This window comes from Bradyrhizobium sp. BLXBL-01 (assembly GCF_051853025.1).
Lineage (GTDB): Bacteria > Pseudomonadota > Alphaproteobacteria > Rhizobiales > Xanthobacteraceae > Bradyrhizobium.
Genome location: NZ_CP182471.1, coordinates 871,816 through 888,007, shown reverse-complemented (window position 1 = coordinate 888,007; position 16,192 = coordinate 871,816). Strand labels below are relative to the sequence as shown.

Here is a 16,192-nt window from a genome sequence, read left to right as displayed (position 1 = left end):
TACGGCTGGGCTGGCCTTGGGCGGTGAACGATTTGTTAACGAGACGCGGCCAGCCACGCGCTGTCTGCGCTCGCCGCGATGTGCGTCCGCTCACAAGCCGATGACATACCCGTCCCGCCTCGGATCGGCGGCACCCGTCATCACGCCGGTCACCGGATCGAGCGCGACGGCCTGCATGCCTCCGCAGAGCATGGTCCATCCGGTGTCCAAAATCGCGATCTCGTGGCCGCGGCGCTTCAGTTCGGCGATGGTCTCCGGCGCGATGCGGTTCTCTGCCTGAATGAAGCGGCCGTCCCACAGCCGTGAACGCGGCGCCTCGATCGCCTGCTGCAGCGGAAGGCCGAACTCGATGTGCTGCACATAAGCCGGGGCCTGGGTTTGCGGGATGCCGTAGCTGCCGGGCGTCCCCAGCGCGAGCACCGGACGGCTGCCGCGCGTCGCAATCGACGGTGCCATCGTCACCGGCAACGCGTCGCCCGGCCTAGCGAGGTTCGGGCTTCCCGGCTGCACGTCGGCCCAATGCAGATGATTGTTGAGGCAAACGCCGGTCCCCGGCACCACGACGCCGCTGCCGAACGGGCTGCCGAGACTTTGCGTCATGCAGACCAGATTGCCTTCGGCGTCGGCGATCGAGAACGAGGTGGTGTGGCCGGGATCGGCACGATCCTGCGGCATCCATTGCTCTGTCGGGCCCGTGATCGGCCGGCCGTCGCTCACACGCTGGCGAAGCCGCGCGATCGTCGCGTCGGACATTGCTCCAGCGGCTTGATCCGGTCCCAGATCGCCGTGGGCGATGCGCTCGCCGGCGGCGAGACGGATCGCGCGATAGACCGTATCGAGATGATCGGCGCCGTCCTTCGGCAGACGCCCGAGGTCAAAGCCTTCAAGGATCTTGAGGGTCAGGGCGAACTGGAAGCCGCCGCATTGCTGCGCCGGGACGTGAAGCTCGAGCCCCCGATAGGACACGGTCAGGGGATCGAACCAATGCGGCTTGACGGCGATGACATCGTCCAGCGTCAGGCTGCCGCGGAGCGTGGCGAGATAGTCCACGATCCGCCGGCCGAGCTTGCCGCCATACAGATACTCGGGCCCCAATTCGGAGATCTCGGCAAGAGTCTGCGCGAGATCAGGCTGCGCGACGATGCTGCCGAGCTTCACCGGCATTCCATCCGGGAGATAGTTCCTGACCAGTGCGGCGTGCAGCTCCGGCCAGGGTTCGAGCAGCGGCACCTGCTCGTTGATCTCATCAACACCGAAGTCCGAGAGCGCGAAGCCGTCGCGCGCCAGCGTGATCGCCGGCGCAAAGACGTCTGGAAGCGATTTGCGTCCATAGCGCGAGAGCAGCTCGCACCAGCCCGCGAGATTGCCGGGCGTCGAGGCCGCCTGCGGACCTCGCTCGAGCTCGAATCTGCTTGTGTATCTGCCGACCGGGAAGCTTGCGGGCACCGGCGGAGCGAAGTCGAGCACGCGAATGCGCTGCTCGATCGCCACCCAGATCGTGGCCAGTCCAAACCCGGCAAGCCCCGACATGAACGGCTCGACCACGTTGAGGGCGGCCGCCGTGGCGACGGCCGCATCGAACGCATTGCCGCCCTGCATCAGGATTCGTGCACCGGCCTGTGCCGCGAGCGGATGCGCGGTGGCGACCATGCCGTGCCGCGAGAACAGCGTCGGACGGCCATATGTCCTGGCGATTTGCATCCGGTCAGGCCTTTCGCCGATCAGTGCGTCGTCGCAGCAGCCTGGATCGCCTCCGACATGATCTCGAGACCGCGATCGATTTCGGCCTCGGACACCGTGAGCGGCGGCGCGATGCGGAATACGCCGCCCATGCTGGGCAACTTGACGATGTTCATGCTGAGACCGCGACGCATGGTCTCCTCCATGATCCGCGCGCCGAGTTCAAACCCCGGCGTCTTAGACTGCCGGTCGACGACGATTTCGAGACCGAGCAGAAGACCGCGGCCCCTGACGTCACCGACGCATTCGAACTTTTGCTGCAGCGACAGCAATCCATCCCGGAGCCTGTTGCCCCTGGCGGTTGCCTGCGCCACCAACCCGTCGCGCGCGACCACGTCGAGCACCGTGACGCCGATCGCGGCGGGCAAGGGATCGGAGACATGCGTGGTGTAGAACAGGAAGCCGCGCTCGAACGCGGTCTGCTCGATGGCCTTTGTCGTCATGACGGCGGCGAGCGGCAGACCGGCGCCGAGCGTCTTCGACAGCGTGAGAATGTCAGGCACCACGCCGTCACGCTCGAAGGCAAACATGTGCCCGGTGCGGCCGATTCCGGTCTGAGCTTCGTCGAGGATCAGCAGCATGCCGCGCTGCTGGCATTTTTGCTTCAAGGCCGCGAGATAGCCGAGCGGCAGTTCCAGAATGCCGCCGCTGGAGAGGATCGGCTCGGCGATGAAGGCCGCCAGATTACCGGTCGACTGGCTGTCGATCAGTGCGAACGCATCGTCCAGCTCGGTCTGCCAGTCGTTGCTGCCGTCGACGTTCCTGAAGCGCGGCCGATAGGCGTTCGGCGCGGGAATGACGAACGATCCGACCGCGGCCGGCCCATAACCGCGCCGGCCCGCGCTGTAGGTCGCCGACGCCGCCGCGCCGGTCATGCCGTGCCAGCTTTGCGCGAAGGCGACGATTTCGTGCCTGCCGGTGACGAGCTTGGCCATCCGGATCGCCGCTTCATTGGCTTCCGCGCCTGTCGTCAGCAGCTGCACGCGGTCGAGACCGGGCGCAAGCGCAGCGAGACGCTCGGCCAGCGTCACCACCGGACGCGAGAGCATGCCGCTGAAGAGATGAGCGACCGCCCCCATTTGCCGTGCGACCGTGGCGACGATGTCGGGATGCGTGTGCCCCAGCACGGCGCTCATCTGACCCGAGGTGAAGTCGAGGATGGCGCGTCCGTCGGCGTCGTAGACGAAACTGCCGGCCGCACGCTCGATGATGACGGGTTCGAAACTCGGCCCATAGCGGGTCAGATGCGTGTTGGCGGACGCCCAGAAATCGGGATCGGCATTCAAGGTCATGACAGCCACCTACGCTTGGGACGTCTGACCTCTAGTCAAGAATTTGAGTTCAGGCTAGTTGATATAATTAAATCTGGATATCAATCTTCCTGATGTCGATGCTGGATCTCACTCTTCTGAGGAATTTCGTCGTCGTGGCCCGCACCGGCTCGATCAGCCTGGCGGCCTTGCAGATTGGCCGGACACAGTCCGCGCTCAGCATGCAGATGCAACGGCTGGAACAGACGATCACGCAGCCGCTGTTTCACCGCAGCGGATCCGGCATGAGGCTGACCGCGGCCGGCGAGAAACTGCTCGCTCACGCCGAGACGCTGCTGGCGCAGCACGACGAGATTCTCGCCGACATGAGCGGCGCGAGTCTCAAGGGGACGCTGAGCCTCGGCTGCCCGGAGGACTATTCGATCGCTTTCCTGCCGGCGCTGCTGAAGGGGTTCTGCGCGCTGCATCCCAATGTCGAGCTGCGCATGGTCTGCGCACCGACCTCCGAGCTGCGCCCGATGCTGGTGCGGCGCCAGATCGACATGGCGCTGGTCTCGCTGTCCGATGCCGGAGCGCGCGAGGTGATCCGCGAGGAGCGCTTCGTCTGGGTCGCGAACGAGGCCGAACCGAAAATACTGACGCAGGATGTGCTGCCGCTGGCGCTGGCGGCGCCGATGAGCCTGGACTACCGGGCCGCCTGCGCCGCGATGGACGCGGTCAATCGGCGCTACAGGGTCGCCTACGCGAGCAACAGCCTCGCCGGCCTGATCGCGATCGCGCGGTCCGGTCATGCGATCAGCGTCCTGACACGAACCGCCGTTCCGTTCGATCTTCACGTCGTCTCGGCCGGACTGCCCCTGCTTCCGACCATCGGCATCGCGCTCGAATTCTCGGAGGCGAAGCCCTCGCTGCTGGCGACGACGCTGGCCGAGCACGTCCGCACCGTGTTGCCCGGACTGAAGACCAAGGCGGAGATCGATTAGTGACCCGCGCGTGCGCGGCGAGCGCAGCGCTCAGCTGATGTTCAGGAGGATCCGTCCCGACGTGCCGCTGCGCATCAGATCCAGGGCGGCATTGATGTCATCGAGCGCGAACTCGTGGGTCACGATGCCGCGGTAGCTCACCTTGCCGGCATCGCTGAGACGCACGAGGCGCGGGATATCGCGCGCAGGCTGGCATTGACCGCCTTCCGAGCCCTTCAGCACCTTCTCGAAGTGCAATGGCAGGGTATAGATCTCGGCCTTCTCGCGCGGCACGCCGACGAGGATGCAGCGGCCTTTCTTGGCGGTGATCTCGTAGGCGAGCTCAATCAGGTTCTTGACGCCGGTGGTCTCGACGACCTTGTCGGGTCCGTCGGCCCCCGTGATGGACCGGACCTCGGCGGCCACATCCTTCACGGTCTCGGAATTGATGAGGTGGGTGGCGCCGAAATCCTTCGCCATGGCCAGCTTGTTGTCGAGGCGGTCGATCGCAATGACCGGCCAGGCGCCGACCATCGCGGCGAATTGCACGATGTTCAAGCCGACCCCGCCGACGCCGAACACGACGACGGCTTCGCCGATCGCGATCTGCGCATCGTTGTTGACGACGCCGAGCGCGGTCGTCACCGCGCAGCCGAGCAGCGGCGCGCTGGTGCGATCGATCGTATCAGGAACGGGGGTGACGCGGTTTTCCGACACCACGGCGTATTCGTTGAAGGTGGTGACCCAGCCGGCGTTGAGGCGCTTGCCGCGCCAGGCATAGACCGGCGTGTTGGACTGGATGCCCTTGCCCGGGCGCCAATGCATGACGACGGTGTCGCCCTGCTGGCAGGAGACGACGCCAGGCCCGGTTTCGACGATGGTCGCCAGCGCCTCGTGCCCCAACAGGTGCGGCAGGAACTTGTCGACGCCTTTGACGGCGTCGATCTCGTTGATCTGTGCGCCGCAAATGCTCGACGTGTGCACATGGGCGAGCACCTGACCGTGCTCGAGCCTGTCAGGCAGATCGAACTCGTCGACGATCAGCGGCTTGCCGGATTCGACGAGGATCGCGGCCTTTGCGGTCTTGATGTCCATGGATCGCGCGCCCGGTCACTCGAAATAGATGAATTCGTAATCGCCGGTGTAGCCGAGCTTGCCGTAAAGCCAGATCCATTCCGAGGTGTGCAGGATGGATTCCGCCGTCAGCGCCCAGCATTCGAGATTGTGCAGCTCGGCGACGTTCCGGTAGCCCTCGACCATGACGTATTTGTTCTTGCCGACCCGCTCGATCTCCTTGAGCGCGGCCTCGAGCTCGTAGAGCCTGAGATTGTGCAGGGTGCCGAGCGAGATGACGAGGTCGAAACTGTCGTCACCATAGGGATAGACGTCCTGGGCGCGATAGTTGAACAGATACGGCTTCACCTGCTCGTGCGCATTGGCAAGACCATGCTTGGAGATATCGAAGCCGGTGACCTTCAGGCCCGGCAGGATCTTCTGCATCTCGTACAGCAGAAATCCCTTGCCGCAGCCGACGTCGAGCACGCTGGACCCGTCCTTCAGGCCGTAGGTCTCGATCAGCGCCTTGGCGACCGGGGCCCAGCGCCCCTCGATGAAGCGGTAGCCGCCATAACCGAAGCGGCGGTCGCCGTCCCAGTAATCGGCCTCGTATTCCCGCGCCTTCAGCGAGCAGCCGATCTTGTCGTCGTTCATGCGGCCCATGTAGTCGCGCTTGGTCGCAGTGTGCAGCGGCGTCACGATATTCAGCAGTCGTCCCATTGAGCCCTCGGATTTGCATCACGCGCGGAGAGTATCTTGACCGGCCTGGGGAGCCTCGCACGCGACCTCGCGACTCGCCCTAGCATTTGTGGCGAAGACCATCATTGTTTCAGATCAATGATGTGGAAATGCTGCGGCGGCGCCGGTCAAGAACCGGCCGCCGATTCGCCAGACCGGCCAGCGCCAGGTTCCAGCTGCGGCCGCCGCTGGCCGTGACATGGAGACGCTGGAACGAGACCACGCCACGCGGCGTTCGGCAGCAAGGAGAGTCATGCCATGCCGACCCAGCCGACCATCGCCCGCATCTGGCGCGGCCGTACCCGCCGCGACATCGCCGACGCCTACCAGGCCTATCTGCAAGCCGAAGGCATCCCGCCGCTGCTCAAGACCGCGCTCGGCGTGCAGCAATTGCGCGAGGACCGCGACGAGGAGACGTGGTTCACGACCATCTCCTACTGGGCCGACATCGCGGCCATGACCGCCTTCACCAAGGGCGAGCCGACCAAGGTCCATCATCTCGCCCGCGACGCGGAGTTCCTGATCGAGCTGCCCGAGCGCATCGAGATCCATCGCATCCTGATCGACGAGCAGGGCCTGCGGTGAAAGCCGGGGCCGCTGGGCGGTCACCCAGCCCCCTTACATTTTCCCATAGACCCGCGTGGCGACCGCCTTGAGGCGCTCGACCGAGCCGGACTCCGGATGCGGCTTGACTGGTGCGAACACGATCGACGCCTGCCGGCCGTTCTTCCAGACATAGATGGTGACGGCGTTGCCGTTGCCCTTGGTGCAGGAATGCTCGCCGAAGGCTTCGCGGCCGAGCTCGGGGATCGCCACATGCGTGCAGGGACCCGCGCGCTTCATCATGCCGACGACGGTGTCGCGCGACATCGCGATCACCGCGACCGTCATGGTGTTGGCCTCGCGATCGAACATCATGCAGCTGCCCGCGCCGGTCCGCTGCACCGTCAGCGTGCCGTTGTCGAGAAAGCCGTCGGCATCGGCGGCCGTGAGCCACTCGCAATTGCCGAACCGCTCGCTGCTCTTGCCCACATTGGCAATGGCAACGCGCGCAGCTTCGGTGATCGGACCGAGCAGCGCATCGTCGGCGCGCCGGCCGATCGGATAGACGCTGATCTGCAGAATGTAGTCGCCGGACAGAACGAGGACCGAGGCCTCCTGGCGCTCGGCGCCGGCGGCGCTCGTTCCGCCCTGGCCTTCGTCGCCGATCCCGACCACAGCGCTCAGCGGCATTCGCTCACTGAGCGTCTTGACGAAGGTCGCGTACAATTCCCTGGCGCGGTCCTTGTCGGGATTGCGGAACACGCTCAGCATCATCGTGTCGCCGCGCCCGGCCTGGTAGATGCAGCCGCGGCCGTCCTGATTCGAGATCAGAGACCATTTCAGCGCCGGCATCGCGGCAGCGAGCTCTTTTGCGCTGATGAACGGGCAGGTCTCAGCCGCGCGCGCGGGAAGCACCGGCGCGGCGACAGCAAGAAACAGAGCGAGGCAGGAGAACAGACGATCGATTGTGCGCATGCGACTCCTTATTATCGCAAATGCGCGCCATTCAGAATGAAATCACGAACTCATACACAATTGAAATTCCTCGTCATTTTGCAGAGCACCAAATGACGCGATGGTCATCGGTCACCGGTTTTCCGCCCCCAAATCGCGCCTCACAACTCCCCGCGCCATGACGGCTGCGGAATGCTAATATCGTCGAGGCCGCAAGACCGAAGATTTCGCCGAAGCGATTGAATCGCGGTCAAGAAGATGCGCTCGAAGAGGCGCACTCCAAGAACGATGCCCGACCGTAATTGCGGCTCGTCGGCTGGGAGATGGAGGACGCTATGGCTTGGCGTGACGACAAGGCCCGGGCAACTCTGATCCACGAGGCAGCAGGAAGCGTGCAGCCGGGCAAGGCCCCCCGGGCCTTTGCCGAGCTTCTGTTCGCCTTCACCAATGTCGAGGACCTCGCCAGTTGCGATGCCTCCTCGCTTGCCTTCCTCGCGGAGCAAGCCTGGGAGCATGTGCAGCGGCGCACGGCGGGGCGTGCCGATATCCGCGTCGTCAATCCGCTGATGCCGGACGGGCGCGAGATCTCCGTGCTCGAAATCCTCAACGACAACATGCCCTTCCTGTTCGATTCCACTATGGCGGAGCTCACCGAGCAGGGCATCGAAGTCACTCTCGTCGCTCACCCCATCATCGCGGTGGAGCGCGATGATGGGGGCAAGCTCCTGCGCTTCTACGGCGAGGCACTGCCGGAAGGGGCAAAGGGCGCGCGAGAGAGCCTGATTCACCTCCACATCACCCGCCTGGACGCCGACGCGGACCGCGAGAGGCTGATTGACGGCCTCACCAGGACGTTGAACGACGTGCGCGCTTGCGTCGCGGACTGGCGCGCCATGCGCGACCGCGTCGAGGACGCGGTCAAGACGTTCTCGTCCAATCCGCCGCCGCTTCCGATCGACGACGTCGCCGAGGCCAACCAGTTCCTGCAATGGCTGTGCGCCGACAATTTCACCTTTCTCGGCGTGCGCGAATATCGCTTCTCGCCCGGCCGCGACGCGTCGGACGACATCACGACCGGCGAGGGCCTCGGCATCCTCCGAGATCCCGATGTGAAGGTCCTGCGCCGCGGCAGCGAAATGGTGGTGATGACGCCGGAGATTCGCGAGTTCATGCGCGAGCCGACCCTGCTCATCGTCATCAAGGCCAACGTGAGCAGCCGCGTCCATCGCCGCATCCGGATGGATTATGTCGGCATCAAGCTCTATACGCCCGACGGCCGGCTCGAGGGTGAATTGCGAGTCGTCGGCCTGTTCACCTCGGGCGCCTACACGCGCTCGGCACGACAGATCCCCTATGTTCGCCACAAGGTATCGCGGGTGCTCCAGCGCGCCGGCTTCGACCCGAATAGCCATTCTGGCAAGGCTCTCCAGCACATTCTCGAAGACTATCCGCGCGACGAACTATTCCAGATCGACATCGATACCCTCTTCGATTTCGTCATGGAGATCCTAATCCTCTATGAGCGCCCCCGCGTCCGGGCGCTGGCGCGGGTCGACAAGTTCGATCGTTTCGTTTCCATCCTCGTTTTCATTCCGCGCGACAAATACGACACTGACGTGCGCATGCGCGTCGGCGCCTTCCTGGCGCGGAGCTACAAGGGGGCACTGTCGGCGTCCTACGTGTCCTTCCCCGAAGGAGCATTGGCGCGCGTCCACTACATCATCGGACGCTATGAAGGTAAGACTCCCGCCGTCGAGCGCGCCACGCTGGAAGCAGGGATCAGCGCCATTGCCGCGACCTGGGCCGACAAGCTGAAGGCCGCGCTGGCTGCGTCGACCGACGGCATGCGGGCGCGCATGCTCGCAAATCGCTACGTCCAGGCCTTTAGCGGCGGCTATACCGAGGCTTCCACGGTAGAACAGGCGGTCGCCGATATCGCCACCATCGAGAAGCTCACACCGGCCCGCCCGGTGACGATTTCGGTTCACCGCTTCGAGGACGATGATCCCAGGCGCTTCGGCCTTAGGGTGTTTTCGGATGCCGCGCCGCTGTCGCTGTCCTACCGCGTGCCGGTGATCGAAAATCACGGCCTGCGCGTGGTCAACGAACGCACCTATCAGATCGTGCCCGGCAACAGGCCCGAGCCGGTCTGGCTGCACGACATGACGATCGAGACCAGCGACGGCCAGCCGATCGAGATCAGCCGGGACTTCAGCCATCGCCTGGAGGCCTCGATCATGGCGGTGGTCACCGATCGCGCCGAATCCGACGGGTACAATGCCTTGATCTTGCGCACGGCCCTGGGCTGGCGGGAAGTCTCGACCATCCGGGCGCTGTCGCGCTATTTGCACCAGATCCGCGCACCGTTCACCCAGGACTATATGTGGGAGACCTTGCGCAAGAACGCCGCGATCACAGCCAACCTCGTCGCGCTGTTCCAGGCCCGCCGCGATCCACGCCTCGTCCTGACCGATCGCGAGCGTTCGGCGCGCGAGATAACTCTCCTTGCCGAGATCGAGGATCAGCTCAAATCCGTCGCCTCGCTCGATGAAGACCGCATCCTGCGCCGTTTCACCAATCTGGTGCAGTCGACCATCCGCACCAATTTGTGGCAGCTCGGCCCGGACGGACATCCGCGTCCGGTAATCTCCTTCAAGTTCGACGCGCGCAAGATCGAGGATCTGCCCCCTCCCCGACCGCTCTACGAGATCTTCGTCTATTCACCGCGTGTCGAAGGCATTCACCTGCGCTTCGGCAAGGTTGCGCGCGGTGGCTTGCGCTGGTCCGATCGGCCACAGGATTTCCGCACCGAGATCCTCGGCCTCGTGAAAGCGCAGCAAGTCAAGAACGCCGTGATCGTGCCGGTCGGCGCCAAGGGCGGCTTCGTGCCCAAGCGCTTGCCGCCGCCTTCCGATCGCGAGGCGTGGCTCGCGGAGGGCACCGAAGCCTATCGCATCTTCGTGCGCTCGCTGCTCGAACTCACCGACAATCTCGACGGCGACATCGTGGTGCCGCCCGACTTGACCGTGCGGAATGACGGCGACGATCCTTATCTAGTCGTCGCCGCCGACAAGGGCACCGCCACCTTCTCCGACGTCGCCAACGCGATCTCGGCCGAGAAGAACCATTGGCTCGGCGACGCCTTCGCCTCCGGCGGCAGCCAGGGCTACGACCACAAGAAGATGGGGATCACGGCGCGCGGCGCCTGGGAGGCGGTCAAGCGCCACTTCCGCGAGCTCGGCACCGACATTCAGACCGTGCCGTTCACCGTGGTCGGCGTCGGCGACATGTCCGGCGACGTCTTCGGCAACGGAATGCTGCTCTCGCCGGCGACGAAGCTCGTTGCGGCGTTCGATCACCGCGACATCTTCATCGATCCCTCCCCCGACCCGGCGATCAGCTTCACTGAGCGCAAGCGCCTGTTCGACCTGCCGCGATCGAGCTGGCAGGATTATGACAAATCGCTGATCTCGCAGGGCGGCGGCGTGTTCTCGCGCTCGCTCAAGGCGATCCCGCTCGCGCCGGAAGTGCGCACCCTGCTCGATCTCGACAAGGAGCAGGCAACGCCGTTCGAGGTGATGACGGCGATCCTGAAGGCGCGCGCGGACCTCCTGTGGTTCGGCGGCATCGGCACCTATGTGCGGTCGTCGGCGGAGAGCGACGATCAAGCCGGCGACCGCGCCAACGATGCGATCCGCATCACCGGTGCCGACGTTCGCGCCAGGGTGATCGGCGAAGGCGCTAATCTCGGCGTAACCCAACGTGGGCGCATCGAAGCGGCGCAGAAGGGCGTCAAGCTCAACACCGACGCGATCGACAATTCGGCCGGTGTGAATACGTCAGACCTCGAGGTCAACATCAAGATCGCATTGGCGCGCCCCGAGCGCGAGGGACGCCTCAGCCCGGCTGACCGCAACACCCTGCTTGCCGCGATGACCGACGAAGTCGGTACGCTGGTGCTGCGCAACAACTATCTGCAGACGCTGGCGCTCTCGCTCGCCGAACGCAAGGGCATGGCCGAGACCGGCTTCCTCACCCGCCTGATGCAGTCGCTCGAGCAACGCAGCCTGCTCAGCCGCGCCGTCGAATTCCTGCCTGACGATGCTGCGATCGCCGAGCGCACACGACGCGGCCAAGCCCTGACACGGCGGAGCTTGCCGTGCTGCTCGCCTATGCCAAGCTGACGCTTTACAGTGACCTGCTCGAAACCGGCGTGCCTGACGATCCATATCTCGCCCGCAGACTGTCCCTGTATTTTCCGCACGAGATTCTCGACAAATTCCCGGCCGCGGTCGAGCACCATCGCCTCCGACGCGAGATCATCGCGACCAGTCTCGTCAATGCCGTGATCAACCGCGGGGGTCCGGCCTGCATCGTACGCCTGACCGACGAGACCGACGCCGATATCTCGACCATCGTCATGGCCCAGGTGGCGGTGGACGCGATCTATGAGCTCAGGCGGCTCAATGACGGGATCGACGCGCTCGACACCCTCATCGACGGACAGTTGCAGCTCGGCCTCTACGCTGCGATCCAGGATCTCCTGCTCTCCCGCATGGTCTGGTATGTGCGCAATGTCGATTTCAAGGACGGTCTCAGTGCAGTGATCGCTCGGTTTGGTCCTGCCGTCCGTGAGGTCGCAGCCTCGCTCGACAGCGCCCTGCCACCGGACTTGCAAGCCGCGCGCAGCAAGCGCCGGCAGGACCTGATCGATGCCGGCGTCCCGACCGGACTCGCCGGCGATCTGGCCGACCTCGACGCCCTGGTCTCGGCGCCTGATATCGTGACGGTCGCCGAGCGCACCGGCCGCAGCATCGGTGATGCGGCCGCGACGTTCTTTGCCGCCGAGGCCAATTTCCGTCTCGACCGCATCACCGCCGCTGCGCGCAACGTGCCGGCCAGCGATCATTTCGAGCGCCTCGCCATCGACCGCGCCGTCGACCTGATCGCAGCTGCCGAAAGACGCCTGGCCGCGGACATGCTGACCATCGGCCAATCAGGTCAGCAGGCCGCGGAGACCTGGCTTGCAGCTCATCCCGAGGCGACGCGCATCCGCCGTACGGTCGAGGAGATTGCCGCCGGCGGCCTGACGCTCGCGAAGCTCATGGTGGCGGCGAACTTGCTGGGAGACCTGGTCAAAGTCTGAGGGCGTGCAAGACATGCAATGCTAGCGGAGGAATCCAATGATCCACGCCACTTGCCATACCGCCGACAATGTCCGCTGCATCGAGTTCGATGCCACGCCGTGGTTCAGCGAGGCTGAGGCTCCGAGCATCATCGATTTGGCCCAACGAGGATGGACCAGCACGGCGATTGCAGAGTCCCTCGAGCATCGACGAGGATACGAAGGCTTGCACGACCTCGTCGAGTATGCGGCGAAGCGACTGCAAGCGGAATCCCTGGAGGACCCGACCTGGGAAACCTTCGAGTGCGTCGTCGATGGACCCGAGGCCGTCGCCTGGCTCAAGCAAAACCGGCCCAACGTCGCGGCAAGGATCCGGTAAGCCACAGGAAGCGCAGCAAAGGCCACCATTAGCATCTCCTGAAGGACGAGCTCGATCGAGCGCGATTGCGGCTTCCTCGCCCTCGAATGGCAGTGTCCGATCTTACAAAGCGCGATCCGCGCGTCATCATACTTTGGTCCTGATCGTACTTTGGTCCTGATGCGGGACCGTAGTGGCCCGTGTACATAGCATTGCGCTTGATCAATTCAGGCGGGTCCCGTCCGGACAAATTACCGGCTCTATTGCATTGGAGACGCGTATGGCTGGAAATGGATTGACGTCGATGGCCGCCCCATGCGCGGCTCATCAGAATGCGGCAGATCGGATCGTCTATCTGATCTTCGACAACATTGCCGGACGGCCCGGCAGAGCCGGCCGGAAAACCGAGGTCGAGCGGACTGACATCGAAACCGTCATCTCGAACCTGATCGCCGGCCGTTTCAACGACCCCGTCCGCATCGTCGCCTTCGATCCGCTAGGTCATTGGTCGAAGGACGTGTCGAGAGAGCTTGCGGAAGAAATCCAGACGCGTTGCGACATCGACACCACGCCCGTGCCGGAGCACATCCGGGACTTCGTCAGGAGCCATTGGGCCGCCCCGGCAGCAGTCGCTTTTTGATCTGGTCGTGCTGAACGGGTCAGCTTGCGGTTGTCGTCACCGCCCTTGATATTCGGCCCAACAGTCCGCCGTTTCGTAAACTCGAATTGCGGAAAGCTGGTGGAGACGCGAGCCCAACCGGTCCCATATCCAGATCGCGATATTCTCAGCGGTTGGGTTCTCGAGTCCTTCGACGTCGTTCAGGCATCTGTGGTCCAGGGCCTCCAGGACGCCGGCAAAGCATTCTTCAATATCGAAGAAGTCCGCGACGAAACCCGTGTGCGGGTCCACGGGTCCCTCCAACTGAACCTCGACCCGATAGGAATGACCGTGCAGCCGGCTGCACCGGTGCGTTTCCGGCACGTTCGGCAGGCGATGTGCCGCCTCGAATTTGAATGCCTGCGATATCTTCATCTGATTTCCAAGGGCGCGCCCCATCCGCGATCTCGGACGAGCGACCGGACACTGCATTGCTTTTGCCGGCATCGGAAGAAGCTGGCGCGCCCGGAACGATTCGAACGTCCGACCCTCAGATTCGTAGTCTGATGCTCTATCCAGCTGAGCTACGGGCGCGTTTTTCGCGACAGTGCGGGCGGGGCCCGCAAGCAGCCCCCGGCGGAGCCGGAGGGGGTGCGAAAGAGCGCTCTGACTAACCGCTCTTGTCCCGATTGGCAAGGTCCGGGATGGGGAGATTTTTGCGCATCTCGACTTCACCGTCGTCATTCCGGGATGGCCCGGAGGGCCAGGCCCGGAATCCATAACCCCAGCTGGTGGTTATGGATTCCGGGCTCGCGACTTCGTCGCGCCCCGGAATGACGGCTTCAGTCGGCCGCCGGCCGACTTAAGCCCTCTGCCGCTCGTTGCGGATGGAGAGCAGTTCCACGGGACGGTCGGGGATGACGATGCGGAAGGTGGCGCCGATGGTGCCTTCGACCAGGTGGATGTCGCCGCCATGGGCGCGGACCAGCTCGGCGGCGATGGCAAGGCCAAGGCCGCTGCCGCCGGGGCGACCAGAGGTCTGGAAGGCCTCGAACAGGCGCTCCCGGGTCTTCGGGGGGACGCCGGGCCCGGTGTCGGAAACCTCGAGAATCGCGACGGCGCCTTCGCGCTTCCCGGTAATCCGGATCTGCTGCACACGCCCCTCGCCCGCCGCATGGCTTTCGAGCGCCTGGGCGGCGTTGCGGACGAGGTTGAGCAAGACGCGGAACAGCTGGTCGGGGTCGGCATCGACCGCGAGCCCGCGCTCGATCGCAGCGACCCAGGCGATCGAGGCCTCGTTGGCGAGCCCCGCGGTCTCCCGCACCTCCATCACCACAGGCTCGATCAGGATCATGCGGCGGTCGGGCGCGGCCTCCTGGGCCCGGCCGTAGGACAATGTCGACTGGCAGAAGGCGATGGCGCGCTCGAGCGAGCGCACGAGCTTGGGCGCAAAGCGCTGCACGCGTGGATCCGGCACGCTGGCGAGCTGGTCCGACAGCAGCTGGGCCGAGGCGAGCAGGTTGCGCAGATCGTGGTTGATCTTGGAGACGGCAAGGCCGAGGGCGGCGAGCCGGCTCTTCTGATGCAGCATCGACATCAGGTCGCGCTGCATGTCCGACAATTCGCGCTCGGCGACCCCGATCTCGTCGCTGCGCTGGCTCGGCACGATGATGCCGGCCGAGCTTTCGGGATTTTCGTGGAAGCCGACCAGGCTCGCGGTCAGCCGCCGCATCGGCCGCACGAAGAGATAATGGAGCGCGAGATAGACGAGGCCCGCGGTCAGCACCGCGATGATCAGCGCGACCACGACGACGTTGCGGGAGAAGCGGTACATCTGCTGCCGCAGCGGCAGCTCGTCGGTGACGATCTCGATGAACTGGGCATTGCCGACGCCGGGGCCGACGATGCGGATGGCCTGGTTGCCGGTCTCCAGCATCATGCGGAACGAGCCGGTGATCGCCTCCCAGGCGGTCACGTCGCGCAGGTCGATGTCATGCTCGATGGCGGCGGGAATGTTGTCGCTCGCGAGCAGCCGGCGCTGCTGGCCCATCTTGATGGCGACCGCACGGGCGTTGATGCTTTTCAGGATCTGGCGCGACAGCGAATCGGGAACCATGCCGAGCGGCGCCGCATCCAGCACCAGCGCCGCGGTGTTGGCGGCCGCAACGCGGTCGTTGAGCCGGTTGACCCAGAAATTGGCGATGGCGGGCACGTAAAGCAGGCTGGCGGCGATCATCACCAGGGGCACGGTGAGCAGCAGCAGCTTGCCGGACAGCCCCAGCCCGCGCGAGCCGCGGGGCCGCATCGCCGGCTGGTCCGGCTGATCCAGATCCTGGATCTGCTGGCGATCTGTGGCTGCCACGAAACTCGCCCCTCTTGACCTTGGCTGATGGAGGATGCGACCCGGCCGATGTCCGGTCAAATTACGGATCGCTAATCTGCCAAGGTGGGATGTAAGCGCTGTTAGCGCGAGTCGCTACCTCAAGGGTTAAAAACCTCGCACAAACAGCGATATTCACCAAAATCGCGCGCTTGTGCGGCGTTGACGAAAACAAGGCGCTCCCTTATAAGCCGCGCGAATTGTCCGCGATGACCCGGTGCGACACTGGGAGCGGCTCTCTTGGGGCCGAAAAGGGCCCGTTTTGGGCCGCATCTTCCGGACTTTACCATCAATTCTACAGGCAAATTGCCCGGTCAGCGGAGAAAAACCCGTGAAGCGGACTTATCAACCCAGCAAACTGGTGCGCAAGCGCCGTCACGGCTTCCGCGCCCGTCTCGCCACTGCCGGCGGCCGCAAGGTTCTCGCCGCCCGCCGCGCCCGCGGCCGCAAGCGTCTGAGCGCCTGAG

12 protein-coding genes, 1 tRNA gene and 1 pseudogene are annotated in these 16,192 nt (G+C 64.7%); 6 read left to right on the top strand and 8 right to left on the bottom strand.

Going from position 1 to position 16,192, the window contains the following annotated elements:
- Positions 1 to 90: 90 nt before the first annotated feature.
- Positions 91 to 1,701 (bottom strand): gamma-glutamyltransferase family protein, encoded by a 1,611-nt coding sequence (locus tag ACNJYA_RS04165; protein ID WP_439402084.1) that lies wholly within the window; start codon positions 1,699 to 1,701, stop codon positions 91 to 93.
- Positions 1,702 to 1,721: 20 nt separating this feature from the next.
- Positions 1,722 to 3,032, bottom strand: a complete 1,311-nt coding sequence (locus ACNJYA_RS04160; RefSeq protein WP_439365508.1) for an aspartate aminotransferase family protein — start codon at positions 3,030 to 3,032, stop codon at positions 1,722 to 1,724.
- A gap of 98 nt (positions 3,033 to 3,130) precedes the next feature.
- Here ACNJYA_RS04160 and ACNJYA_RS04155 point away from each other — a divergent pair, with 98 nt between their 5' ends.
- Positions 3,131 to 3,994: a LysR family transcriptional regulator gene (locus tag ACNJYA_RS04155; protein WP_212259613.1), complete on the top strand. Its 864-nt coding sequence runs from the start codon at positions 3,131 to 3,133 to the stop codon at positions 3,992 to 3,994.
- A 30-nt stretch (positions 3,995 to 4,024) separates the two neighbouring features.
- Here the strand turns inward: ACNJYA_RS04155 and ACNJYA_RS04150 are convergent, their stop codons facing one another.
- Together ACNJYA_RS04150 and ACNJYA_RS04145 are read right to left on the bottom strand one after the other, a co-directional pair.
- A complete protein-coding gene (locus ACNJYA_RS04150; protein WP_172786726.1) occupies positions 4,025 to 5,068 on the bottom strand; it encodes a zinc-binding dehydrogenase in 1,044 nt (347 codons plus the stop codon).
- Between the two features lie 15 nt (positions 5,069 to 5,083).
- Positions 5,084 to 5,749, bottom strand: coding sequence for a class I SAM-dependent methyltransferase (locus ACNJYA_RS04145; RefSeq protein ID WP_212259583.1), 666 nt, complete (start codon positions 5,747 to 5,749; stop codon positions 5,084 to 5,086).
- A gap of 276 nt (positions 5,750 to 6,025) precedes the next feature.
- On the opposite strand from ACNJYA_RS04145, the gene ACNJYA_RS04140 reads away from it, so the two are divergent.
- Positions 6,026 to 6,352, top strand: a complete 327-nt coding sequence (locus ACNJYA_RS04140) for a hypothetical protein (protein ID WP_172786724.1) — start codon at positions 6,026 to 6,028, stop codon at positions 6,350 to 6,352.
- A gap of 33 nt (positions 6,353 to 6,385) precedes the next feature.
- Here ACNJYA_RS04140 and ACNJYA_RS04135 read toward each other — a convergent pair whose 3' ends face one another.
- Positions 6,386 to 7,285, bottom strand: a complete 900-nt coding sequence (locus tag ACNJYA_RS04135) for a hypothetical protein (protein ID WP_439365507.1) — start codon at positions 7,283 to 7,285, stop codon at positions 6,386 to 6,388.
- A gap of 302 nt (positions 7,286 to 7,587) precedes the next feature.
- Between ACNJYA_RS04135 and ACNJYA_RS04130 the strand changes: the two are divergent.
- From ACNJYA_RS04130 to ACNJYA_RS04120, 3 genes and pseudogenes are all read left to right on the top strand, one after another.
- A pseudogene (locus ACNJYA_RS04130) lies at positions 7,588 to 12,410 on the top strand (NAD-glutamate dehydrogenase).
- A 37-nt stretch (positions 12,411 to 12,447) separates the two neighbouring features.
- On the top strand, positions 12,448 to 12,768 hold the full coding sequence (locus ACNJYA_RS04125) for a hypothetical protein (RefSeq protein ID WP_172786721.1): 321 nt from the start codon (positions 12,448 to 12,450) through the stop codon (positions 12,766 to 12,768).
- A 283-nt stretch (positions 12,769 to 13,051) separates the two neighbouring features.
- Complete coding sequence (locus tag ACNJYA_RS04120) at positions 13,052 to 13,387, top strand: hypothetical protein (RefSeq protein ID WP_172786720.1); 336 nt, start codon at positions 13,052 to 13,054, stop codon at positions 13,385 to 13,387.
- Positions 13,388 to 13,423: 36 nt separating this feature from the next.
- Here the strand turns inward: ACNJYA_RS04120 and queD are convergent, their stop codons facing one another.
- The 3 genes from queD to ACNJYA_RS04105 all read right to left on the bottom strand — a co-directional run bounded on the left by queD (position 13,424) and on the right by ACNJYA_RS04105 (position 15,707).
- On the bottom strand, positions 13,424 to 13,780 hold the full coding sequence (gene queD / locus ACNJYA_RS04115; RefSeq protein ID WP_211407620.1) for a 6-carboxytetrahydropterin synthase QueD: 357 nt from the start codon (positions 13,778 to 13,780) through the stop codon (positions 13,424 to 13,426).
- Between the two features lie 82 nt (positions 13,781 to 13,862).
- Positions 13,863 to 13,939, bottom strand: a tRNA-Arg gene (locus ACNJYA_RS04110).
- A 268-nt stretch (positions 13,940 to 14,207) separates the two neighbouring features.
- Entirely contained in the window at positions 14,208 to 15,707 is a 1,500-nt protein-coding gene (locus ACNJYA_RS04105; protein ID WP_172786718.1) for a sensor histidine kinase, read from the bottom strand.
- Positions 15,708 to 16,056: 349 nt separating this feature from the next.
- Between ACNJYA_RS04105 and rpmH the strand changes: the two genes are divergently transcribed.
- The gene (rpmH, locus tag ACNJYA_RS04100; RefSeq protein ID WP_008542748.1) at positions 16,057 to 16,191 is read left to right on the top strand and encodes a 50S ribosomal protein L34; all 135 of its coding nucleotides are present in this window, start codon (positions 16,057 to 16,059) and stop codon (positions 16,189 to 16,191) included.
- The last annotated feature ends 1 nt before the right edge of the window (position 16,192 follow it).

Coding starts and splice junctions, on each gene's coding strand:
- ACNJYA_RS04165 (WP_439402084.1), bottom strand. CDS start 1,701: ATGCAAATCGCCAGGACATATGGCCGTCCGACGCTGTTCTCGCGGCAC.
- ACNJYA_RS04160 (WP_439365508.1), bottom strand. CDS start 3,032: ATGACCTTGAATGCCGATCCCGATTTCTGGGCGTCCGCCAACACGCAT.
- ACNJYA_RS04155 (WP_212259613.1), top strand. CDS start 3,131: ATGCTGGATCTCACTCTTCTGAGGAATTTCGTCGTCGTGGCCCGCACC.
- ACNJYA_RS04150 (WP_172786726.1), bottom strand. CDS start 5,068: ATGGACATCAAGACCGCAAAGGCCGCGATCCTCGTCGAATCCGGCAAG.
- ACNJYA_RS04145 (WP_212259583.1), bottom strand. CDS start 5,749: ATGGGACGACTGCTGAATATCGTGACGCCGCTGCACACTGCGACCAAG.
- ACNJYA_RS04140 (WP_172786724.1), top strand. CDS start 6,026: ATGCCGACCCAGCCGACCATCGCCCGCATCTGGCGCGGCCGTACCCGC.
- ACNJYA_RS04135 (WP_439365507.1), bottom strand. CDS start 7,285: ATGCGCACAATCGATCGTCTGTTCTCCTGCCTCGCTCTGTTTCTTGCT.
- ACNJYA_RS04125 (WP_172786721.1), top strand. CDS start 12,448: ATGATCCACGCCACTTGCCATACCGCCGACAATGTCCGCTGCATCGAG.
- ACNJYA_RS04120 (WP_172786720.1), top strand. CDS start 13,052: ATGGCCGCCCCATGCGCGGCTCATCAGAATGCGGCAGATCGGATCGTC.
- queD (WP_211407620.1), bottom strand. CDS start 13,780: ATGAAGATATCGCAGGCATTCAAATTCGAGGCGGCACATCGCCTGCCG.